Origin of the sequence: Paenibacillus lutrae (genome assembly GCF_009757775.1) — a bacterium.
GTDB lineage: Bacteria > Bacillota > Bacilli > Paenibacillales > NBRC-103111 > Paenibacillus_F > Paenibacillus_F lutrae.
Window position 1 is genome coordinate 142,994 of record NZ_RHLK01000009.1, and the last position, 22,249, is coordinate 165,242.

Here is a 22,249-nt window from a genome sequence, read left to right on the forward strand (position 1 = left end):
ACTATATATTGTATGATAAAATAGTCAGCGTTGATTATATTAATACGAAATGACTGCCTGAAAAATACGCGGCGATCGATGCTTTGTCGGTCCTCGCGTATTTTTGTTTTACCAATAGTTTCCCCGGCCAGACAGGGCCGGAAGAGATTCATTTATGCGCTCAGCGGCTATTATATAGAGGAAACAATCAGGCCGTTATGGGGCTCATACAAAAAAAGCTTATAACCGGGAAAAGCAGCATAGGTATGGAAGGAAATGAGCCGCCGGCAAAGGAGAACTTTATGATCCGTTTTGAGAATGTGTCTAAGCATTACTCCGGTAATGTGACAGCTGTAGACTCTCTGGATTTGACGATCCGGGAGGGAGAATTTCTGGTGTTGATCGGACCCAGCGGCTGCGGTAAAACGACTACGCTAAAAATGATCAACCGTCTAATCCCGCTGTCGGAAGGCACGCTGTGGATTAACGGGAAAAAAATCAGCGAGTACGACATCCACGAGCTGCGCTGGAACATCGGTTATGTGCTCCAGCAGATTGCGCTGTTCCCGCATATGACTATCGAAGAGAACATATCAATCGTTCCGGAGCTGAGAAAATGGGAGCGCAGCCGCATAAGCAGGCGTGTGGATGAGCTGCTGGAGATGGTCGGGCTGGAGCCGGCCGAGTACCGCTCCCGCAAGCCGGCCGAGCTGTCCGGCGGCCAGCAGCAGCGGATCGGAGTGATCCGGGCCCTGGCCTCCGATCCTGAGATTATCCTGATGGACGAGCCGTTCAGCGCGCTGGACCCGCTCAGCCGGGAGAAGCTGCAGAACGATTTGCTCGAGCTTCAGAACCGCATTAAGAAAACAATCGTGTTCGTTACCCACGATATTCAAGAAGCGCTGAAGCTCGGAGACCGGATTTGCCTCATGAACGAAGGCAGAATCGAGCAGCTTGATACGCCGCAGGGCTTCTTGGAGCATCCGGCCAACGACTTCGTCCGTCAATTCGTCGGCGGAGCATCAAGGCAGTCCATGTTCAGCGGGAATCTGACGCTTGAAGAGATCTTGCGGGCATCCGGCCGCGCTGAGGTCCATGCGGATCTCACGGGAGCTGGCGCCATAGCGGGGATTCCGGCGTCCGCTGCAGTTGTGAGCGCGGACACCACGCTGGAAGATGCTTTGGAGCTTCTTGCGGCGAATGACATCATCACCGTAGAGAAGGATGGCGAAATACTCGGTAGTATTACGCGGCAATCTCTCTTGCAATTCATGTCGGAACGGGTGAAGGCGGGTGCTGTCCAGTGAATACATTTTTCCAGGTGCTTCAGGAAAGACAATCGCAATTGCTGGGAGCCGTTACAGACCATATAATTCTGTCGGTGATTGCCTTGTTCTTCGCTCTGCTCATCGCCGTTCCTTTGGGAATCTATCTAACCCGCAAGCCCAAGGCGGCTGAAAGCATTATCGGCGTTACGGCCGTACTCCAGACGATACCGTCTCTGGCGCTGCTCGGAATGCTGATTCCCCTATTCGGCATCGGGAGAGTGCCGGCTGTTATCGCGCTGGTCATTTATGCTCTGCTGCCGATTCTGCGCAATACCTACACAGGGATCAAGGAAGTTGATCCATCGCTGATCGAAGCTTCGCGGGCTATGGGGATGAACAGCCGTAAGCGGCTGCTCAAGGTGGAGCTGCCGCTTGCGCTGCCCGTCATCCTCGCCGGCATCCGGACCGCTACGGTCCTGATCATCAGCACCGCGACCTTGGCGGCCTTGATCGGAGCAGGCGGCCTCGGCGAGCTGATTCTGCTCGGAATCGACCGCAACGATTCGGCGCTGATCATCCTTGGCGCAATACCGGCCGCGCTGCTGGCGATTTTGTTCGATCTGCTGCTGCGCGGCTTCGAACGATTGTCCTTCCGCCGCTTCCTGCCGGTCGCTGGTGCGGCCGTACTGGTCGCTGCGCTGCTGATCGTAATTCCTTATTTCACGGGAGGCAAGGATAAGAACCTGGTGATCGCAGGGAAACTTGGCGCCGAGCCGGAAATTCTCATTCAGATGTACAAGCAGCTCATTGAACAGGACACGGACCTTACGGTCGAACTGAAGCCGGGGCTCGGGAAGACGTCGTTCGTCTTCAATGCCCTGAAGTCCGGCGAGATTGACATTTACCCGGAATTTACAGGGACCGCGATCTCGGAATTTATTAAAGAAACGCCGGTCAGCACGGACCGCAAGCAGGTCTACGACCAGGCGCATCAAGGGATGCTGGATAAGTTCGGCATGGAGATGCTGGAGCCTATGGCTTATAACAATACGTATGCGTTAGCCGTTACGGCGGACCTCGCGCAGAAGCAGAACCTGAAGACCATCTCCGACCTGAAGAAGGTGCAGAACATCAAAGCGGGCTTCACCCTTGAATTCGCCGACCGCGAGGACGGATACAAGGGCATTCAGAAGCTTTACGGGCTTACTTTCCCTAATCTGAGCAAAATGGAGCCCAAAATCCGGTATCAGGCAATCCAGTCCGGAGATATCACGATGGTGGACGCCTACTCTACCGATAGTGAGCTCAGACAGTACAATCTTACGATGCTCCAGGACGACAAGGAGCTGTTCCCGCCTTATCAGGGCGCTCCGGTGCTGCGTACCGAAACACTCGATAAGCATCCGGAACTCCGGGATGTGCTGAATCAATTAGCCGGTAAAATTACCGATGATGAGATGCGCGAAATGAATTACAAGGTGAATGTAGAGGGAGCTTCGACCGAACAGACCGCCAAGGATTATCTGACGAAAGCGGGGCTTTTGAAATAGGAGGAAGCACGGTGGATTCATGGTCCGCACTTACAGCTCTTCTCCGGAAGAGCGGCAAGAGGTCTATGTTCGTCGCATCCGCCAAAAAGAAGAGGGCAGCCGTCAGGCCGCCCTCTTTGTTGTTCGATAACACTTAGAATGGTTTGCCATCCTCAGTCCTTCATCCATTTTGAAAATGGATTGCGGCATCCGTTCCATGCATATGGCGTATGAACGAGCCGATTATTGCTCTCTACGCGATCTGCGTGATAACAAGGTGTGCAGAAACCGGCCTTGTTCCTCCGGCAAGAGGGGTGATGGTTAATGCCGTGGAGTTGCCGGCAGGATTTCGTACGGTGAGAATTGAGTTGATGACGGTTGTTTGTACAAGAGCTATTCCTACGATCTGAGAAGTGCCTGTTGCTCGCCCGACTATCGTATAGGCCAGATCAGCACCGCCAAGGGTTAAGATGAGTTGACCTGCTTCGGCCACGCTCACCTGAAACAAAACCTGATAAGTGCCGATTGCAGCCAAGTTAAATGTGCTGGGGCCCGTACGAACGATAGCAGCCCCGCTGGTAGGTCCGTTCTGCGGGAAACTTACGTCTGTACCGGGAGCAACCGTAGCTGCGTTATCCGGAGGCATCAATGCAAAAAAATCAGCAAAGCCTAATACTCCGCCTGTAGGACCCGTAACACCAGCGGGTCCTGCAGCTCCTGTAGCACCCGCTGGTCCTGCAGCTCCTGTAGCGCCTGCGGGCCCTGCGGCACCAGCCGGTCCTGTAGCTCCTGTAGCACCTGCTGGTCCTGGCGGCCCTCCTGCGGGTCCCGCGGGCCCGGCCGGTCCTGCTGGTCCTGTCGGTCCTGCGGGACCAGCGGGTCCCGGCGGCCCTCCCGCGGGTCCTGCAGGACCTGTAGCACCTGCCGGCCCGGCCGGTCCCGCCGCCCCTGTGGGGCCGACCGGTCCTCCTGCTGGTCCGGTAGGTCCTGGGATTCCTTGCGGCCCTTGGAGACCTCTTGGTCCTTCTGGTCCTGGAGGTCCTGGTGGACAATTACATTTTCCCATTCGCTCATCTCCCTTTACAAACGTAATTCATCCTATTAAAAGCCTGGAAAGATAGACACAACAAACACCTATCAAATTTTAAATAGGCTAATAGAGGCGTGCATTGGCTGAATATCTTTCAGCTATGCTGGAGCCCCATACCATTATTCCATTGCCTGCATTTGATAAGGTAAGAAAGTCCGGGGGGGATGGGAGTGGAGAAACGCCCTTTAATAGGTATTCTGGTAGAGAAGAGGAGCAGCCGGAAGAGAATATTGGAGTTTTATCAACGGTATCATCATTTAAAACTTAAGCTTTACGCCTTTACTCCGGAAGATATTGTGTGGGAGGAACAGCAGATTATTGGATTTAGCTTCACAAAGGGCAAATGGAAGCAAAACTCCTTCCCTTTTCCGCATGCTGTCTATAACCGTTGTTTTAACAAAGATAGATTACTAACCATACAACGGTTGGAGAGAACAATCGGCAGGAATAAATGTTTCAACAGTATTAATTCATTTAATAAATGGGACTTCTATCACCTGTTAAAACAGTCCAATATTAATCCTTATGTACCCGATTCATTTTTATATCATGAAGTGAATATATCAAAACTATTGGAGCAATATAAACTTCTGTATATTAAGCCTTTGTATGGATCTAAGGGGGAATCCGTTTACCGGCTTGAACGAATGGAATATGGGGATATTCACATCTCTATGCACAGCCTGGCTCCAAGATTTATTTGCAGGAAGAATGAAGACATTCAGGATAAATTAAATGAACTGCTCAGCCCAGGGAAATATATGGTCCAGCAAGGAATCCGTACGAGCCGGCTTGGTCATCAGTATTTTGATATCCGGGTCCTTGTCCAGAAAGGCATTCTTGGAGAATGGACGGTGTCTGCCTTGACATCAAGAGTCGCTTACGACGATTACTTTAACACGAGTATGTGTAAATCTGTCTGCGATGCTGCAGAAATTTTTTCTAAATTATTTTCAACGGAAAAAATGGACGAAACCCTCAAAACTCTGTCGGAGGTAAGTGTGAGAGCTGCTAAAGAAGCAGAAACTATTACGGGATCATTGGGAGAACTGAGTGTGGATTTTGTCCTGGATGAGCAGGGGAAGTTATGGATTATTGAAATGAACGGAAAACCCCAAAAAAATATTTATCATGATTTGAAACGATTTAAACATAAGAAACTTATTTATAGCAGACCCATTGAATATGCTTATTATTTAGCACAATTTTGAGAGATTGTATATTGTGAAAACCGCAAGATTTGCCTATATTTCAGCAAAATTCGAATAAAAACCAGCGCCTGCAGGCACTGGTTTTTATTAATGTATTCAGACTAATTAATGTACTCATTTAATTTCTGATCAATTTCAGGAACTCCCTCATAAATCCCGGCAGATCCGGCCAGGCGTGGCCCGACACAATGTTGCCGTCGACGTGCAGCGGATCTGTCGTGTAGGTTGCACCCAGACTTTCCACGTCATAACGGCAGGCCGTATAGGCCGTCATCGTACGCCCCTGGAAGTACCGGTTGTCTTTCAAAGCGGCAAGAACAAGCGCTGCATGGCAGATTGCGCCGACGGGTTTGTTGTTCTCGAAGAAATGACTCAAGATGCGCGGAATGTTCTCATCCAGCCGGATGTACTCGGGAGCCCGGCCCCCAGGTATGATAAGACCATCGAATTCGGCAGGGTCCACATCGGCAAAAGAAACATGGGATTCGAGCAAATATCCTTGTTTCTCGGTGTATGTATCCCATCCGATGAAATCGTGAATGACCGTGTTCAGCACCTTTTTGGCCGGTGAAGCGATGACCGCTTCATAACCTTCTTCCAGCGAGCGATAATAGGGATAATAAATTTCCAGAGCTTCGACGGCATCGCCTGTAATGAAAAGGATCTTCTTGGACATGGGATCACTCCTCCAGCAGATATAGTCTCCGGGGCAAACAAAGCCGTTGTGGCTTCCCCTTATCCTGATTCTGAAGGATATTGGAAATTCTGTAAAGAGAAGAATGACGGAAGATTCCACCGGGTCTGGGATGAGTTAAGAAAATAGTGCTCCGATAATTTGCTCTTGACCTGACACATTGTCGAACTATATAATGATCCCCAAGATAGATCAACCCGGCATTGACCAGAGACAACATTCCGTTACCCGGCTGCACAGAGAGAGGGGCCCAGGCTGCGAACCCCTTCAGCGACTGATGACGGAATTACCCCTTTGCAGCCGTGCTGCTGAAACTGCTGCTCGTGTAAGCAGAGCAATTAAGCAGCGCCGCCTTATCCCCGTTAACGGATGCTTGATGAGGACCCTTATGGATAGAGAAGCCGGTTGACCGGCGCTGGACCAGAGGGGTCAAATTAGGGTGGAACCACGAGCTGAACGCACTCGTCCCTTGGGATGACGATGCGTTTTTTTGCGTTCAAATAACCCTAATCTGGAGGAATGGATATGTGGATCAAAGTGACGCTGCCAAGCGGAAATATTCGGGAGTTCGCGCGCGGCACGACGATTGAGCAAGTCGCAGGATCGATCAGTTCCGGTCTGAAGAAGCAAGCCGTGGCGGGAATGGTGAACGGTGTCCTTGCGGATTTAAGCCGTCCCATTGAGGAAGACAGCGTGCTTGAGATTATAACGCTGGACAGCAAGGAAGGGCTTGAGATTTACCGGCACAGCACGGCGCATTTGATGGCACAGGCGGTCAAGCGTATTTACGGGGAAGAGTCGGTAAAGCTTGGAATCGGGCCCGTCATTGACGATGGATTTTATTATGACATGGATATAGAAAAGCCGCTCTCTACGGAAGATCTCGCTGCTATCGAGCAGGAGATGGGGAAGATTGTCCAGGAGAATCTCCCGATTCTGCGCAGGGTAGTAAGCCGTGAAGAAGCCGCCGCAATTTTTGAAGCGAAGAACGACCCGCTGAAGCTGGAGCTGATCCGTGATCTGCCGGAGGAGGCGGTCCTTACGATTTATGAGCAGGGTGAGTTTCTGGACCTGTGCCGGGGACCTCATTTGCCCTCAACCGGCCGGATTAAAGCCTTCAAGCTGCTGAATGTGGCGGGTGCTTACTGGCGCGGCGATTCGGACAACAAGATGCTGCAGCGCATCTATGGAACGGCGTTCCCGAAGAAGGCTCAACTGGATGAGCATCTGAATCTGCTCGAAGAAGCGAAGAAGCGGGATCACCGCAAGCTCGGCAAGGAACTGGGCCTGTTCATGTTCTCGGAGGAAGCGCCGGGAATGCCGTTCTATCTGCCGGGCGGAATGGCTGTCCGCAACGAACTGGAGAGCTTCTCACGGGAACTTCAGGCGAAGCAGGATTACGAGGAAGTCCGCACTCCGCTCATGATGAACCAGCGGCTGTGGGAGCAGTCCGGCCATTGGGATCATTACCGGGACAACATGTATTTTACGGATGTCGATGAGACGAAGTTTGCTTTGAAGCCGATGAACTGCCCGGGCCATATGCTTATTTTCAAAAACAGCCTCCATTCCTACCGGGAGCTGCCGATCCGCCTGTCGGAATTCGGCCAGGTGCACCGGCACGAGCTGTCCGGCGCTCTGAACGGCATGATGCGTGTCCGCACATTCTGTCAGGATGATGCACATATTTTCGTGCGGCCGGATCAGATTGAAGAAGAAATTTCCCGCGTCATCTCGCTGATCGACCAGTTCTATCAGGTGTTCGGCTTCGAATATTCGATGGAGCTGTCTACCCGCCCCGAAGATTCCATGGGCTCGGAAGAGCTGTGGGATCAAGCCGAGAATGCGCTTAAGAACGTGCTGGAGCGCCGCGGAGCAGAGTACCGGCTCAGCGAAGGAGACGGAGCGTTCTACGGTCCCAAGATTGATTTCCATATCCGGGATGCGCTGAAGAGGAGCTGGCAGTGCGCTACCATCCAGCTGGACTTCCAGATGCCGGAGAAATTCGGGCTGTCCTATATCGGCGAGGATAACCTGAAACACCGGCCTGTGGTCATTCACCGCGCCGTGTACGGCTCCATTGACCGGTTTATCGGAATCCTGACGGAGCATTACAGCGGACAATTCCCCCTCTGGCTCGCACCGGTACAGGCCAAGATCCTGCCGGTGTCCGATAATTACCTGGACTATGCGCTGCAGGTGAGGAAAGAGCTGCTGGATGCCGGTATCCGCGCCGAAGTAGACGGCCGCAGCGAGAAGCTCGGCTACAAGATCCGCGAAGCGCAGATGGAGAAAGTCCCTTACATGCTGATTGTCGGTGAGAATGAGCGGACGCAGGGCACGGTCTCGATCCGCAAAAGAGGCGAGGGCGATCTTGGCGGCAGGAGCGTGCAGGAGACTGCGGAGCATTTGAAGGCCGAAATCAAGTCGCGGGCGTAAGGAAGTTGGTGACGAGGCGGTAAGGAGTGTGCGGTTAACCGTTAGGCCTGCCTCTGATGGAGCATCTTAGTCGTGCGGATATTCAAAAGCGGTATTTTCAGAATCGTTCGGACAATTAGTATGCTTATGAGCATCTTCATAGTGCAAAAGCGGAAGTGATGCAGGCAAATCCGGACTTTTGCATTTCAGCGGTTGACCTGTTACTTTAGATACAGATAAGGAGTGGGTACCTGTGGAAATCACACCTCAAGAGGTTGCGGAATGGATGGTTAACGAAACGAAGTTCAAGGGAATTCTCAGACAAGAAGAGGCGATAGCTCATATCAAATCGCATTTTGGCGAGCATTTTGTTTATGTGAACGAGAACGGAAATGCATCCCTATCCAAAGATGTGATCAAAGCTTTCCGCAAACTGCATGGCGGCAAAGTGGCCTGGGAACGAGACGGTTTTTTCTGGGCGTGGACATAAAGAGAGGTTAATGGGCGCGAGAGCAGTTACGCGAGATCAGTTAACGGGACATATCCGCCGGATAACTGTTTATGCTGGGAGAGGGGCAGGCCGGCAGCAGGCGTAAAATTCGATTGACAGCTTTTCACAAGTCTCGTTACAATAACGTCATGTGAAACTTGGTATATGAAATAGACGGTATTTCTACCAGACAACTGGAGATTTAGCGCGCTGTGCCTGTTGAGGCAGCCGCTGGGTCTCTTTTTTTATACTCTAAAGTCTATTAAACCGGTTGGAATAGTAAAATTAATGTATACAAGGAAGAGGGTAATGGGATGAGCGAATGGAAGAAAAGCGGCGGGAGCGAAGATAGGGTTAGTAAAACAGGGGTTTCAGGGGAGCACAGCTCTCCCAAGCGGGCCGGCCGCAGACAGGGACAGCTTCACCTGGGTGCATTTCTTTACTACACCGGCCATCATCATACAGCTTGGCGTCAGCCTGACTCAGGCGTTGAGAAGCTGTTCGATTTTGACTTTTACAAGAGGCTGGCGCAGACGGCCGAGCGCGGCAAATTCGATATGATCTTCTTTGCGGATCTGCTCTACGCACAGAACGTCGGTCCTGCCGCGGCAGGAATGCTGGAGCCGCTGACGCTGCTGTCGGCCCTCTCGGTCGTGACGGAACGGATCGGTCTCACGGCTACAGTGTCAACGACATACAATGAGCCTTACAATGTGGCGCGGAAGTTCGCAACGCTGGACCACATCAGCGGCGGCCGTGCAGGCTGGAACATCGTCACCTCGCAGCTGGATGTCGAGGCGCTGAACTACGGGCGCGGGAAGCATCCGGAGCACGGTCTCCGCTATGAGATGGCCCGCGAGTTCGCGGAAGCGGCGACCCGGCTGTGGGACAGCTGGCAGGATGATGCGCTCATCCTGGACCGCCAGTCGGGGCAGTTCGCCGACGAGGCGCGGATCACCCCTGCCGATTACAGCGGGCAGTGGTATTCTACACGCGGGCCGCTCAACGTGCCGCGGCCTCCGCAGGGCTATCCCGTCCTCATCCAGGCCGGGTCTTCCGGCCCGGGGCAGGACTTCGCCGCCAGTTTCGGCGAAGTCATCTTCACCGCCCAGCAGTCGCTGGCTGCGGCGAAGGAATTCTACGCCGGCTTAAACGGCAAGCTGGCGGAGCATGGCAGGCTGCCCGGCAGCCTGAAGATTATGCCGGGCTTGTCGCCGGTCATAGGCGACACCGAAGAAGAAGCGCAGCTTCGCTTCAGGCAGCTTCAGGACCTCATCCCGGACGATACGATTGTCCTGATGCTGTCCGGTCTGCTGAACTTCGACCTCGGCGGCTATCCGCTTGACGGGCAGCTGCCTGAGATCCCCGATCCCGTAGGCGCCTCCAACGGGATGAAAAGCCGTGTCCAGCTCATTATGGACACGGCCCGGCGGGAGCAGCTGTCGATCCGGCAGATCGGCAAGCGGCTCATCGGAGCCAGAGGCCACCTCCAGTTCGTGGGCACGCCGCAGCAGCTGGCGGATCTGATGGAGCATTGGTTCGAGGAGTACGGCTGCGACGGCTTCAACATCATGCCGCCCGTGCTTCCCGGGCATCTGGATGATTTCGTGGACAAGGTCGTGCCGATTCTGCAGGACCGCGGTTTGTTCCGAAGCGATTACAGCGGGAGGACTCTGCGCGAGCATCTTGGCCTGGAGAGGCCGGCAGCCGGACACTTTACGAAGAGGGCGCAGCTGGCTGAGGCGGGCGCAGAGGTCAGCGGTGTCTGATGCTGGAGATCACCGGTCCGTATCTCCGATCTATGACGGCAGAGGAAGTTAACGTTAACAACTAATCGGGCTGGAATCAAGGACACATTTAATTGGAACGATGCTGATTATCGAATAGGTCTGCTTCTTTGCGAGCGGATGTTGATCTATCCCGCTGCCCCCGGTCACTGAACAAAGTGACTCGGGGTATTTTTGTACTATAATTAATTAACGTGATAAAGTTTTTTGCTTCCAAACTTTGAAATGCTTTTTCAACATATGGTAAAATATCGCTATTGTACAAGAAGGAATCCGCCGATCCCCAAGGCGCAAGTCTTGTCTATACGCAAAGGAGAGAGCTATGACTAAAAAATCAACAAAACTTCTTATTTTCCTAGCGGTCATTATCGTACTGCTTCTATTATTCCGGGTAGATTTATTGGAGGCGCTGTCAGCGGTTCTGGCATTCGCCGCTGCTGCCGCTGCCGCCCTGTTCATTCATGAGGCGGGACACGTCATAGGGGCTTTTATTACACGCAGGAAGGTGGTTTATTTCCGGTTAGGACCGTTTACTCTATCGGTCTTGGACAAGAAAATGTATTTTTCGATGAAAAATTTTTATTGGATAGGCCATGTGCTGGTCGATGTAGCGGAATTTCAAGACGATGAATCTTACCGGGCGAATAATGCGAAGCAGTCTATCATTTTCATTCTGGGGCCGGTTGTCAGCATTCTGACGGGAGTGTTGGCTCTAACTGTTATCAAAGCAAGCTACGATACCTTATTCGTCACGATGTTTGGGATAATATCTCTCGTTTACGGAGGAGGGACCCTGCTGTTCTCAGATGGCAGAATGGCGCGTAAAATGTCTGATCCGTCCAAAGCGCTGCTTTTTTACTGGAATGTGCTGTACTCGGTACCCGTGCCCCGCGAGAAAAGTCTGGCCTATTTACTGGAAGAGTCCGAAAGGTATTTATTCAATAAATATATTCCCAACAAAAAGGCTATCGCCGACAATTTCGACGATCTGGCTGTTCTTTACTATGCCAAATATTTCAGTCAGATCAGCGGGGAGAATGGGATTAACCGGATTAATTTTATTGCCGTGATCAGGGAGGGATTCGAGGAAAATACTCTAAAGCGCCGCGAGAGAATTATGGGGATGCTTATCTTGTGTGAAGAAATCGTGCTGCTCAGCCTGGCGGGAGAAAAGGAAGAGGCTCAAGAGTTATTTGAGCTTATCGAGCATGAGAGTGAACTGCAGGAGGTATCCAAACTCCGGATTAGAACGTATATGGAGCATTCCACCGTGATGGCGGCGCAATATTTTGCCAAGCGCAAAGAAATGAACGGCCGCGCAGAGGCTATACGCAATGTATTCGATTACTATGAAGAGAGAATCTTGAAAGAGCAGGGGCTGTGGATTTCTTAAGGTGCTGCCGTATTCGCCCGCTGTACTACGAACACCGCAATGTTGTCGGACATTGCGGTGTTTTTTTGTGTAGATCGAAGAAAGAGGGTGAGGGGATTTGGCTGTGCTTTCAGCCACAGATGTTTTTTATTAATGAGAATGGGTAAAAATAAAAATAGCTCTTATACGGCGAATTTGTCGATTTTTATACATGAGCTTATTACGGGAGACAAAAGCCATTACCTAGGGATCGGGGGAATTAGAATGAAATTAACTCATGAACAGCGGATTACTTTACATGGCTTTAATAATCTTACAAAGTCATTAAGCTTTAATATGTACGATATCTGCTATACGCGGACGAAGGAAGAGCGGGAAGCGTATATTGAATATATTGACGAGCAGTACAGTGCCGAGAGGCTGACGAAAATTCTGAACACCGTAACCGATATTATCGGCGCGAATGTTCTGAACACCGCTCAGCAGGACTATGTGCCTCAAGGAGCGAGTGTGACGATGCTCGTCTCGGAAGGCCCTGTGATAGAAGTGCCGACGGAATCGTTTGACGAATCGCCGGGACCGCTGCCTGACAACGTGGTCATGCAGCTCGATAAGAGCCATATCACCGTGCATACGTATCCCGAGTATCATCCGGATGAAGGGATCAGTACGTTTCGCGCGGACATTGATGTGTCGACCTGCGGAGAGATTTCTCCGCTTAAAGCGCTCAATTATCTGATTCATTCCTTCGATACGGACATCTTTACGATGGATTACCGGGTACGCGGTTTTACGAGAGACATTCACGGCCACAAGCTGTTTATCGACCATGAAATCACTTCGATCCAGAATTATATTCCCGATAACGTCAAAGATACGTATGACATGATCGACGTCAACGTGTATCAGGAAAATATTTTCCATACGAAATGTAAACTGCGTAAATTTGATCTCAACAACTACTTGTTCGGATACACCAAGGATAAACTGACTCCGCAGGAGCAGCAGGAAATTACGGAAAGTCTCAAGCTGGAAATGGACGAGATTTTTTATGGGAAAAATATCGTTCCTGCTAACGGTTAAGGGGCATGAACAATGGCGTGTGTGCTTAACAACTGCTGTTGAAGCCCAAGACCCAAAGAAGACACAGGAAGCCAAGCGGCTTCTGTGTCTTTTTTGAATCGGGAAGGTTGGTTCTATGAAGGGCGAGCCTAAACGAGCATCGAGCATCGAGCTTAATTGAGCTTAAATTCATGAAGCCCGGCTGAAGTTCGCCATGGGCTCCTGTGAGATTTGCCTACTCGTGGGAGATCAGTCCGAATTTGCCCAGCGGCCAGAAAGCGAGATCGGCTCGGCCGATGATCGTATCGTTCCGGATAAAACCGATACTGCTACTGCGGCTATCCTTACTGCCGGGACGATTGTCGCCAAGTACGAAGACAGTTCCTTCCGGTACCGTCTGCTCCGGGTAATTCAGATTGTTATAAGTCTTGCCGCTGGCTGCGGCGCTGGCAACGGCTTCTTTCAGGTAAGGCTCGTCCAGCGGTTCGCCATTGATGTAAACCTGATCACCTTCGACTTTGACCTTCTCGCCAGGCAGGGCAACGATCCGTTTAATGTAATCTTCTCGCTCATTCGCATGAAAAATGATCACTTCGCCGCGTTTGGGCTCTGCAAAGTTATAGAGGACTTTGTTCACGATTAATTTCTCGTCCTCGGAGAAATTAGGTTCCATCGAGTCCCCGTTGATGATAAATGGGGCAAACAGGAACCAGCGGACGACGACCACGCAAATGACGGCAATAAGAATCGCCCGAGTCCATTCCCAAACTTCATTCTTCTTTGTAGGTGCGGGTGTTTTTGTCTCTATTTGCTCCATGCATTCTTCCAATCCTTTCGGCAAGTTAATAGGGAGAGATGAATTCGCAGCAGTGCGATCTGTTAAATAATGTAACATTACCGCCCGAGAAGATGCAAATGTTACCCGCAGCACAGCGCAAGCGGGATACATGTAAACAAGCTCTCCCGCATTACGGCAGCGAGAGAGCTCGTTATTGAAGGTATTTGGATCAGAATTAGATGTTAGATGTTAGATGTTAGGTGTTAGGTGTAAGGAAAAGATTACGTGATCTTTATCGCTGCTAAAATTTAACGTGCCATCATTTCTTCGGAGGAACGCCGCAGACGCCGTCTGAGCAAGCTTCATCCGCCGCTTCGCTGGAAGCATCGTTCACCAGGGTGAGGGATGGTTTTACTTCATCCCATGCTTTTTGCAGGGCTTGTACGAACACTTCGCTAGGCTGTGCGCCGGATACGCCGTATTTGCGGTTGATCACGAAGAAAGGGACCCCGCTGATTCCAAGGTCAGCGCCTTCCTGTTCGTCCGCGCGGACTTCCTGCGTAAACTGGTCCCCTGCGAGAACTTGGGCTGCTTCGTTCTTGTCCAGTCCGATCTCCGCCGCCAATGCGGCAAGCGTATCCCGGTCGCCGAGATGTTGGTTATCGGTGAAGTAAGCCTTGAGCAGAAGTTCGGTCATTTCATGCGCTTTGCCGTGCTGGCCGGCGTAATGCGCCAGGCGGTGAGCATCGAACGTATTCGTAGGAATAAGCGTGTCCATCCGGTAAGTCAGTCCGACCCCGGCAGCTTGTTCTGTCATATTGGCATTGGCGGCCTCTGCCTGCTCGATACTCATTCCGTATTTAGAAGCCAGTATTTCGGCCATACTACGATTGATATCACGCGGGGAATTCGGGTCCAGCTCATAACTGCGGTAGACGACTTCGATTTCATCCTTGTGGGCGAATTGCTCCAGCGCTTCCTCAAAACGGCGTTTGCCGATATAGCAGAACGGGCACACAAAATCAGACCAGATTTCAACTTTCATTTAAACGAGCACCTCCGGTTGGTTATATAAGGTAAAGCCATGGGGCAGGCTCCGGTGGAACCCGCTTCGGGCAGAAATCATGTATACAATCAGAACGGTCTTTCCAACCATTATTATACGGTCCGGGGTATATGAAAGCAAACAGCTAATAAGGCATATCGGCTTATTTACGGGCATTTGAGGCGCAGGGCAGGAACTTCTCTTGACATTGCGAACTGTTATTAATAAAATAACAGTCATAGCGTATCCACAAAGCCGTCTGCATTCAGAAACATGGTTGATTGAGGCTGGCCGGAGGGTGTCTAGAGCTTTACATTCCAAGATCAGACTTATTTGCACATAGATTGAGGAGGCCAAACTTTGAATACCAAATATGCACCTTTATTCGAGAACTTCACATTTAACAAAGGCATTTCACTTAAAAACCGCGTGGTCATGGCTCCAATGACGAACTATTCGTCCAATGAAGACGGAACGGTATCGGATGCGGAGATTGCTTATTATGAGCGCAGATCCGGCGGAGCGGGTATGGTTATTACAGCTTGTACCTTCGTTACGCCAAACGGCCAAGGCTTCCCGGGTGAATTCGCGGGGGACCGGGATGAAATGATTCCAAGCTTGAAGCGGCTGGCTTCTTCTATCCAGAAGAAGGGAGCGAAGGCAGTCCTCCAAATATTCCATGGCGGCCGTTCTTGCCCTCCGGAGCTGGTACCGGGCGGTGACATCGTGAGCGCTAGTGCTGTTGCGGAGGAAAAGGCCGGAAGCCCGGTTCCCCGAGCTTTGACTGAATCGGAGATTGAAGCGATTATCCGGGACTTCGGCGAGACGACCCGACGTGCTATCGAGGCGGGTTATGACGGGATCGAGATTCATGGAGCGAATGGATATCTGATCCAGCAGTTCTTCTCCCCGCACTCCAACCGTAGAGAAGACAAGTGGGGCGGCAGCGTAGAGCGCCGGATGGCGTTCCCGCTGGCGATTGTCGATGAAGTGAACCGCGTCGTGGCCGAGCATGCGAAGCACCCGTTCCTCGTAGGCTATCGTTTCTCCCCAGAAGAAGCAGAGACTCCGGGCATTACCATGGACGATACGCTCAAGCTGGTGGATGCACTGGCAGATAAAAACCTGGATTACCTGCACGTATCCCTGATGGACTTCTGGTCGACTCCGAGAAGCGGTGCGGACACGGACAGACCCCGCATAGAGATAATTAAGGAATTGGCGGCAGACCGTGTGCCCATTATCGGTGTGGGTTCGATTCATAGTGCGGATGAGGCGCAGCAAGCATTAGCAACGGGCGTTCCTCTAATTGCGCTGGGCCGCGAGCTGATTATGGAGCCGGATTGGGTACAGAAAGTGGAGGAAGGCCGGGAGTCCGAAATCCGGGTAACGGTGAGCAGAGAAGACCAGGAACGCCTGGTTATTCCAGGGCCGCTGTGGAATGGCATTATCCATACACCAGGATGGTTCCCGGTTGTTTAAGAGGTAAGAATGCTAGTGGATGTGCAAGTTCAAGTGCACATCATATAAACAAGGAAAAGGATCGTCCCAAGTCATTGCATATGACGAAGGCGATCCTTTTCCTTGTTGTGAATTGTGAATTTCCTTGTTGAAGATTCGTTTGTCGGATTGGTGAGTTCAGGCAATGCCCGAATTCATCCTGGAACTCATTTTTGAACTCATTCTTGGACTCATCCTTGCTCGGCCGGTGAATCCAGACGCAGCGCCCGCAAATCCATGGCGGGCACCAGCCCTTCCCTGGCCGCCCTGCCGAGCAGAGCTTCGACTGCCGCGTAGCCGTCTTCACCGAGGTTCCGGGTGAATTCGTTGACGTACAGCGCGATGTGAGCTTCGGCCACATCGGCGGACATCTCCTGCGCGTGCCGGAGCACGTACTCCTGCGACGCTGCGGGATGGGCCCACGCGTACTCGACGGAGGAACGGATCCATCCGGCGATGGCCGCCAGATCCAGCGAGCGGTGGGCGATAATCGCGCCCAGCGGGATCGGCAGCCCCGTATCGGACTCCCACCAGCTGCCGAGGTCGGTCAGCAGGTCGAGGCCGTACGACGGGTAGGTGAAGCGGGCCTCATGGATGACGAGGCCCGCATCGATCTTGCCGTCGCGGACGGCAGGCATGATCTCGTGGAACGGCATTACGACGATCTCGCCTACGCCGCCGGGCACCTGCTGCGCAGCCCAGAGCCGGAACAGCAGGTAGGCGGTCGACCGCTCGCTCGGAACGGCAACGCGCTTGCCGGACAGCGAGGCGGGGTCTGCCGAGCCTTTGGACAGCACCAGCGGTCCGCAGCCCCGGCCAAGCGCTCCTCCGCACGGGAGCAGCGCGTATTCCGGCCGCACCCAGGGCAGGGCGGCGTAAGAGATTTTCATCATTTCAGGACCGCCGGGCTCAGCCGCCAGAGTATTCGTTATATCAATATCCGCGTAAGTCACGTCAAATGAAGGTGCACCGGGCACCAGGCCATGAACCAGCGCGTGAAATACGAAGGTGTCATTCGGACATGGAGAATAAGCGATTTTCATTTATAGGACCTCCCGTAAAATTGAGCTTGCTTGTTCGAGCGCGGCGAGAGCATCCTGGATCCGCCACGCGGCTTTGTCGCGCGGACCTACCGCGTTCGAAATCGCGCGGATTTCGAGCGCGGGGACTCCGCTGCTATAGGCGGCGCTGGCTACGCCAAAGCCTTCCATCCCTTCGGCGGCAGCGCCGGGGATACGGGCGGCCAGCTCCCGCGCGGCCTCTGCTGTCCCTGTGACGGTGGACAGTGTGAGCACGGCGCCCATGCCGGCCGGAAGGCCGCCTGCGCGCAGAGCTTCCGCGACCCGGCCGGCAAGAGCGGCATGGGCGGGGACGCGGGCCGTGCCGAAGCCGAGCTCGTCCAGGCTGATGAACCCGTCCGGGCTCTGCGCTCCCAGGTCTGCTGCGATGATCTCGCTCGATACTACGAGCGACCCGATCTCCGCCCGGCCCTGGAAGCCTCCGGCGATGCCCATGTTGATGACTAAGCCGTAGCTGCCTGCGGCCAGCGCGGACGTGGTAGCAATGGCGGCGGCCACAGGCCCGACGCCGGCTATCGCCACGTCGAACCGGGGCTCGCCCTGCAGGCCGCGAAGTACGGCTTCCTGCTCGGCCGCAACCGGAGTCATGATCAGGATGCGGCTGCTTTGCGCAGGACCAGGCTGCTCTTGGTCCCGCTTTTCTGAGTATGCATTCATATGAGCGGTGTCTCCTTTAGTTAAAAGGCTGGTTATCTTTGAATGTGGCATCAAAGCTTTCTTCTTTTAGGTTATCGCTATCTAAGCAGTGTGTAAAGCTGCAGGGGGGATTGCGATTGGAAGCGGGCTGAAGTGTTAATCTCTTACGGATCAGCTTAGGATTGACGTCATCTAGTATTCTCCGGTATGGTATAAGAGAGATATGACAAAAATTACATATTAATTGAAGAGTTTTATTCACCTTAAGATTAGGGTTGTCTATTCTTCGTCTAACTCAGAACCGGATAGTTTAGAACGTTAGGGGACATCTGTCTTCTGGCGTTCTTTTACACGCCCGCTTTGGGGGAGTCCTTGCTTCCTACTTTATCCATTGTTTTGAGGAATTTATATGAAACTTGGTCCGGGCGGTGCCGTATGTGCAGGTAGATAAATAGACAGATAAATAGAAGGAGGCTGCAGGGTGGGGATTTTTGATTTTGTTCATCTGAGAAATGGCAGGAAGTATTTAAAGGATCGAAATCTGCCCAAAGCTCTCGAAGCTTATGAGAAGGTGAAGTACGATTCACTGGAGCTTTCAGAGCAGGTGAGAGTGGCGGACCTGTATTATGAGCTGGGACATATCGAGAAAGCGTTGACGTATTTGAGCGGAATCATTCAATCTACCCGGTCTGATCATGCGTATGAACGCCGCGCCCATATTCTAAGAGAAATTAACCGGGAAGAAGAGGCGATAGAGGATCTGAACGAGGCGATCCGGATTAATCCCGATCCCTATATGTATTGGTATACAAGAGGATTGTGTTACCTGGATTTGAACCGGTATGAAGAAGCAATCCGGGATTTGAAGGAATGTGTGCTCAGGGAGCCTGCAAATTCAGTCGTATCGACATATTATGAGCTGGGTGTCTGTTATCTGGATCATGGGGATTACGGGAATGCGGAAGAGACGTTCCGGAAAGTGCTCAGCTTCGAGAATCAGGAAATTCCGATTTTCAGCTACCGGATGGCTAAATCTCTGATGGCTCAAGGCAAGGCGGAAGAGGCTGCTTCTTATATGAGAAAAGCCGTCGATATGCAGGCCGAATGGGAGTACATCTCCGACAGGGGGGAACGTGAGGTTTACTTCAGGACGGGATTCGGATCGGGAGCCTTTCGTACTTTCCGGGAGGAAGTGGAGCGTACGTGCGGGTTCCGCAAAGATCTGGCGGGGATCTACATCAAGATGGAAGATTATGAAGCGGCACTGGAAATCATCCATCTTGCGATGGAATTATTTCCGGATAGATCCGATCTGTACATGCAACGTGCCATCCTGTACCGGTATACGGAACAATGGGAACTGGCAGAGGCGGATCTGGACATGGTTGCAGAGTTAGATCCGGATGAGCCGGACGTCTCCTTCGAGAAAATTCTGATTTACCGGTCCCGGCAGCAAGAGGACAAAGCACTTCCCATGCTGGAGCATTTGTATGAAGAGGACCCGGATAATCCGCTCATCTGTTATTGGCTGGCCGAGTCCTATGCCAAGACAGGCCAATACCAGCGGGCGCTGGATGTGAACGGACATCTTCTCGAATTGGAGGAAGATGACCCGCTGAATGAGATGCAGCGCGCTGCTATTCTCTCCGAGATGGGACAATATGGACCGGCTGCGGCAACATACAGCAAAGCCATCGAGCGGGAAGACCGGGCGGACTTGCGCTCCAAGCGGAGCTTCGCCTATTATATGGAGTCCCGCTATGATGAAGCGCTGATGGATCTGCATTACGCGGCCGAGCTGGATGCATCAGTCCAAGGCAGCAGCAGCTACCACCATGCCATGGGACACGTTCTGCAGGAAATGAGGGAGCTGGAAATGGCTGCGGCCTCTTTCGGGAAGGCGATTGAGCTTACGCCGGATTATGCGGTTTATTATGAAAGCCGGGCTAAGTGTTTGATTGATTTGAAGGAACTCGAGAAAGCGGAACAAGACTGCATCCGGGGATATGAGAAGGACCCTTCCTATACCGATCTGCTCAGCATGCGGGGCTATGTGCGTTATTTGATGGGAGATTATGAGACGGCGCGGGACTATGCGGAGGCGTACAGCCATCTTCATCCGGACAGTCCGTCAGCCCATTATAATATCGGGCTTGCCTGTTTCCGTCTGGAGGGGGAAGAAGACGCGGCTCTGAAGGCATTCAACCGGGCCCTTGAGCTGGATCCGGGATTCGCCAGCTGCTATCTGTACAGAGCCTACCTGAAGTACAGCCGTCTTGAACTCGAAGAAACCATCGAGGATTTGACCAATTGGAGTCTGTATGCCTATCAGGATATCACCTTGGAGGAAAGATTAAAGCACCTTCATGAACTGGAGGGGCTGGATGAGGATGTGCTGGAGGGAGCCTCCCGGCAGATCGCCCGGTTGTACGAAACCCGGATGTATTTATCCTGATTCATTAGGGTGAATAAAAAGCAGCGGCTGGTTCAACTTTACCCGTTTGGGTTTATACGCTTTTTAAAGGTAAATTATAGGGGGTCATGAATATTGGAGGCGTATAATGAGAATGAATTGGTCATTCATTCCAGTTCCAAGAAAGTATTCGTTCTCGTAATAGCTGCACTGGCTTTTGTAGTAGCCGGAGGATTCCTGTTCTGGGTAGGGCTTACCGATGAAGAAGAATCGGCGGTTCTAATGGTTGTGGGAATCATAAGTATTGTTTTCTTCGGTCTGTGTCTGCTTTATCTGGTTTTCCAGCTTTTTAACAAGAAGCCGTCCCTGATCGTTAACGATGAAGGAGTCACCGACAATTCTTCAGCCATTAGCGGAGGCTTGATCCCGTGGCAGGATATCGAGGAAATTATCTTGTATGACTACATGGGCCAGCGATTTATCGGCCTGAACCTGTACGACACGGAAGCCTATCTGGCCCGGCAGAAAAGCATGACAAGGATGCTCATGAAGGCGAACCGTGGACTTGTGCGGGCTACGGTCAATATTACGCAAGCCAGTCTGCCTTATCCTCTGGAAGAGGTGTACGAGGTGATGATGAATAAGTGGGAGAACGTACATCTTAGGCAGCCGTAAGAGCTGCTGCGGCTGGTTGTTGCTGTATGGACTTACGGACGCTGATCCCGGATAACCAGATAGGGATTCAAGAGAAGACGAGTACGCGTTAGGTTAGGATCAAAAGAATGAAAACAGGCTGCCGGGGATATGCCCGGCGGCCTGTTCGGTTTTGTGGTGATGCAGGAATGAATGCGGCTGTGGCGGGTACTGAACTGAACTGAACCCTTCGAAGCTCATGAAACTTTTGAAACTGACGCGCGTCTATTGGGTATAACTGCTAGATATGGAAGGCTGGTTCGTATGAGGAAATCTATAAAAAAAGTATTCATACTCCTACTCTCATCTGTATTTATCTTTGTCTCTATGATGATTGTTAATCCGGGTAAAACCTACGGTTGCAGCTGCGCCTATGAACAGGATCCTGCTCAAGCGCTGCAAAAAACGGATGCCGTGTTTTCGGGAAAAGTAAGGGAAGTAAGCAAACAGGTGATAGAAAGCGGCGGTATTCTTGAGAATAAGAACGCGGTTTTATTTGAAGTGGACGCTGCATGGAAAGGGATTTCCGAGAATCAGGTGATCGTAAACACGAGTTATGGCGGATCAGCCTCTTGCGGCAATGAATACGAAGTGGGTAAGAAGTATCTTGTTTTTGCTAACCGGTATGACGAACTGCCATTCTTACAGACGAGCACTTGTTCCTTGACGGCGGAATGGTCTGGCGCGAGTGCCGTCTTAGAGCAAATCGGGCAAGGGGAGAAGCCGCTCGTAGAAGCAGACTATCAAGATGATATGAGCAGGCTGAGATATACGAACGCATTCGCTTCTATAACCGGAGCGTATCACCGGTTGTTAAAACATCCATATGCGGGAGCAGGCATTTTTGTTGGCGGAGTGCTTGTTGCTGCAATGGCGCTGCTGGTTGTGAGAAGGAAAAAAAGAAAATCGTAACCTTCATACAAAAATTTTTTCCAAGTGAGGTCTGCCACATTGATTGCAATAGAATCCTATTTATTAAAGCCTATGTCAAGATTATTGACCTGAATGATGTAATAAGCAATCCTGATCCGTGTTTTATCATTATTCAAAACAGCCAAGAACTACAAAGGACTGGACCCGCTGCGGCTGGCATTTAACTGTGCCCCCTTCGAAACTTTTGAAACCGGCACACGTCTATTGGGTATAAGTCCTAAATATGTAAGGCATGGTACATGCGAGAAAAATGGATGAAGCCACGGCTTCCT

The 22,249-nt window shown here is 51.8% G+C and carries 19 protein-coding genes; 13 read left to right on the forward strand and 6 right to left on the reverse strand.

What is annotated here, in order from left to right; all coding sequences use genetic code 11:
• The first annotated feature begins 281 nt into the window (after nucleotides 1–281).
• Genes EDM21_RS16205 through EDM21_RS25260 form a run of 3 tightly spaced genes read left to right on the forward strand, consistent with a single transcriptional unit; the run spans nucleotide 282 to nucleotide 2,934 of the window.
• Entirely contained in the window at nucleotides 282–1,286 is a 1,005-nt protein-coding gene (locus tag EDM21_RS16205; RefSeq protein ID WP_157337082.1) for an ABC transporter ATP-binding protein, read from the forward strand.
• Entirely contained in the window at nucleotides 1,283–2,797 is a 1,515-nt protein-coding gene (opuFB, locus tag EDM21_RS16210) for an osmoprotectant update ABC transporter permease/substrate-binding subunit OpuFB (RefSeq protein ID WP_166542051.1), read from the forward strand. The genes EDM21_RS16205 and opuFB overlap by 4 nt, the downstream gene beginning before the upstream one ends.
• 11 nt (nucleotides 2,798–2,808) lie before the next feature.
• Entirely contained in the window at nucleotides 2,809–2,934 is a 126-nt protein-coding gene (locus tag EDM21_RS25260) for a hypothetical protein (protein WP_268893089.1), read from the forward strand.
• A 95-nt stretch (nucleotides 2,935–3,029) separates the two neighbouring features.
• Here EDM21_RS25260 and EDM21_RS25315 read toward each other — a convergent pair whose 3' ends face one another.
• Nucleotides 3,030–3,842, reverse strand: coding sequence for a collagen-like protein (locus tag EDM21_RS25315; protein WP_275938796.1), 813 nt, complete (start codon nucleotides 3,840–3,842; stop codon nucleotides 3,030–3,032).
• Between the two features lie 194 nt (nucleotides 3,843–4,036).
• On the opposite strand from EDM21_RS25315, the gene EDM21_RS16220 reads away from it, so the two are divergent.
• A complete protein-coding gene (locus EDM21_RS16220) occupies nucleotides 4,037–5,077 on the forward strand; it encodes a YheC/YheD family protein (protein ID WP_166542052.1) in 1,041 nt (346 codons plus the stop codon).
• Between the two features lie 118 nt (nucleotides 5,078–5,195).
• Here the strand turns inward: EDM21_RS16220 and EDM21_RS16225 are convergent, their stop codons facing one another.
• The gene (locus EDM21_RS16225) at nucleotides 5,196–5,753 is read right to left on the reverse strand and encodes a DJ-1/PfpI family protein (protein ID WP_157337086.1); all 558 of its coding nucleotides are present in this window, start codon (nucleotides 5,751–5,753) and stop codon (nucleotides 5,196–5,198) included.
• Nucleotides 5,754–6,296: 543 nt separating this feature from the next.
• On the opposite strand from EDM21_RS16225, the gene thrS reads away from it, so the two are divergent.
• The 5 genes from thrS to speD all read left to right on the forward strand — a co-directional run bounded on the left by thrS (nucleotide 6,297) and on the right by speD (nucleotide 12,921).
• Nucleotides 6,297–8,210: a threonine--tRNA ligase gene (gene thrS, locus EDM21_RS16230; protein WP_157337087.1), complete on the forward strand. Its 1,914-nt coding sequence runs from the start codon at nucleotides 6,297–6,299 to the stop codon at nucleotides 8,208–8,210.
• A 232-nt stretch (nucleotides 8,211–8,442) separates the two neighbouring features.
• The gene (locus tag EDM21_RS16235) at nucleotides 8,443–8,679 is read left to right on the forward strand and encodes a DUF6953 family protein (protein ID WP_166542053.1); all 237 of its coding nucleotides are present in this window, start codon (nucleotides 8,443–8,445) and stop codon (nucleotides 8,677–8,679) included.
• A 314-nt stretch (nucleotides 8,680–8,993) separates the two neighbouring features.
• Complete coding sequence (locus tag EDM21_RS16240) at nucleotides 8,994–10,448, forward strand: LLM class flavin-dependent oxidoreductase (protein WP_157337089.1); 1,455 nt, start codon at nucleotides 8,994–8,996, stop codon at nucleotides 10,446–10,448.
• A gap of 340 nt (nucleotides 10,449–10,788) precedes the next feature.
• Nucleotides 10,789–11,859, forward strand: a complete 1,071-nt coding sequence (locus EDM21_RS16245; RefSeq protein WP_157337092.1) for a site-2 protease family protein — start codon at nucleotides 10,789–10,791, stop codon at nucleotides 11,857–11,859.
• Between the two features lie 243 nt (nucleotides 11,860–12,102).
• Nucleotides 12,103–12,921 (forward strand): adenosylmethionine decarboxylase, encoded by an 819-nt coding sequence (speD, locus tag EDM21_RS16250; RefSeq protein WP_068777321.1) that lies wholly within the window; start codon nucleotides 12,103–12,105, stop codon nucleotides 12,919–12,921.
• Nucleotides 12,922–13,135: 214 nt separating this feature from the next.
• On the opposite strand, the gene lepB is transcribed toward speD, so the two are convergent.
• On the reverse strand, nucleotides 13,136–13,717 hold the full coding sequence (lepB, locus tag EDM21_RS16255) for a signal peptidase I (RefSeq protein ID WP_157337094.1): 582 nt from the start codon (nucleotides 13,715–13,717) through the stop codon (nucleotides 13,136–13,138).
• A gap of 280 nt (nucleotides 13,718–13,997) precedes the next feature.
• Complete coding sequence (locus EDM21_RS16260) at nucleotides 13,998–14,723, reverse strand: DsbA family oxidoreductase (RefSeq protein ID WP_157337096.1); 726 nt, start codon at nucleotides 14,721–14,723, stop codon at nucleotides 13,998–14,000.
• 360 nt (nucleotides 14,724–15,083) lie between these two features.
• Between EDM21_RS16260 and EDM21_RS16265 the strand changes: the two genes are divergently transcribed.
• A complete protein-coding gene (locus tag EDM21_RS16265) occupies nucleotides 15,084–16,205 on the forward strand; it encodes an NADH-dependent flavin oxidoreductase (protein ID WP_157337098.1) in 1,122 nt (373 codons plus the stop codon).
• A gap of 209 nt (nucleotides 16,206–16,414) precedes the next feature.
• On the opposite strand, the gene EDM21_RS16270 is transcribed toward EDM21_RS16265, so the two are convergent.
• Complete coding sequence (locus tag EDM21_RS16270; RefSeq protein ID WP_157337100.1) at nucleotides 16,415–17,266, reverse strand: 1,4-dihydroxy-6-naphthoate synthase; 852 nt, start codon at nucleotides 17,264–17,266, stop codon at nucleotides 16,415–16,417.
• The gene (locus EDM21_RS16275; protein WP_157337102.1) at nucleotides 17,267–17,959 is read right to left on the reverse strand and encodes a futalosine hydrolase; all 693 of its coding nucleotides are present in this window, start codon (nucleotides 17,957–17,959) and stop codon (nucleotides 17,267–17,269) included.
• 460 nt (nucleotides 17,960–18,419) lie between these two features.
• Between EDM21_RS16275 and EDM21_RS16280 the strand changes: the two genes are divergently transcribed.
• The 3 genes from EDM21_RS16280 to EDM21_RS16290 all read left to right on the forward strand — a co-directional run bounded on the left by EDM21_RS16280 (nucleotide 18,420) and on the right by EDM21_RS16290 (nucleotide 21,956).
• Nucleotides 18,420–20,393: a tetratricopeptide repeat protein gene (locus EDM21_RS16280; protein ID WP_166542054.1), complete on the forward strand. Its 1,974-nt coding sequence runs from the start codon at nucleotides 18,420–18,422 to the stop codon at nucleotides 20,391–20,393.
• Nucleotides 20,394–20,486: 93 nt separating this feature from the next.
• Nucleotides 20,487–21,026, forward strand: coding sequence for an STM3941 family protein (locus EDM21_RS16285; protein ID WP_157337104.1), 540 nt, complete (start codon nucleotides 20,487–20,489; stop codon nucleotides 21,024–21,026).
• A 282-nt stretch (nucleotides 21,027–21,308) separates the two neighbouring features.
• Nucleotides 21,309–21,956 carry a hypothetical protein gene (locus tag EDM21_RS16290; RefSeq protein WP_157337106.1) on the forward strand — a complete coding sequence of 216 codons (648 nt, stop codon included), beginning with the start codon at nucleotides 21,309–21,311 and terminating at the stop codon, nucleotides 21,954–21,956.
• Nucleotides 21,957–22,249 lie beyond the last annotated feature (293 nt).

Excerpts from the sequence above, each read along its gene's own strand:
- lepB (WP_157337094.1), bottom strand. The coding sequence starts at position 13,717 with ATGGAGCAAATAGAGACAAAAACACCCGCACCTACAAAGAAGAATGAA.
- EDM21_RS16225 (WP_157337086.1), bottom strand. The coding sequence starts at position 5,753 with ATGTCCAAGAAGATCCTTTTCATTACAGGCGATGCCGTCGAAGCTCTG.
- EDM21_RS25315 (WP_275938796.1), bottom strand. The coding sequence starts at position 3,842 with ATGGGAAAATGTAATTGTCCACCAGGACCTCCAGGACCAGAAGGACCA.
- EDM21_RS16290 (WP_157337106.1), top strand. The coding sequence starts at position 21,309 with ATGAGGAAATCTATAAAAAAAGTATTCATACTCCTACTCTCATCTGTA.
- EDM21_RS16245 (WP_157337092.1), top strand. The coding sequence starts at position 10,789 with ATGACTAAAAAATCAACAAAACTTCTTATTTTCCTAGCGGTCATTATC.
- thrS (WP_157337087.1), top strand. The coding sequence starts at position 6,297 with ATGTGGATCAAAGTGACGCTGCCAAGCGGAAATATTCGGGAGTTCGCG.
- EDM21_RS16270 (WP_157337100.1), bottom strand. The coding sequence starts at position 17,266 with ATGAAAATCGCTTATTCTCCATGTCCGAATGACACCTTCGTATTTCAC.
- EDM21_RS16260 (WP_157337096.1), bottom strand. The coding sequence starts at position 14,723 with ATGAAAGTTGAAATCTGGTCTGATTTTGTGTGCCCGTTCTGCTATATC.
- EDM21_RS16240 (WP_157337089.1), top strand. The coding sequence starts at position 8,994 with ATGAGCGAATGGAAGAAAAGCGGCGGGAGCGAAGATAGGGTTAGTAAA.
- EDM21_RS16275 (WP_157337102.1), bottom strand. The coding sequence starts at position 17,959 with ATGAATGCATACTCAGAAAAGCGGGACCAAGAGCAGCCTGGTCCTGCG.
- EDM21_RS16205 (WP_157337082.1), top strand. The coding sequence starts at position 282 with ATGATCCGTTTTGAGAATGTGTCTAAGCATTACTCCGGTAATGTGACA.
- speD (WP_068777321.1), top strand. The coding sequence starts at position 12,103 with ATGAAATTAACTCATGAACAGCGGATTACTTTACATGGCTTTAATAAT.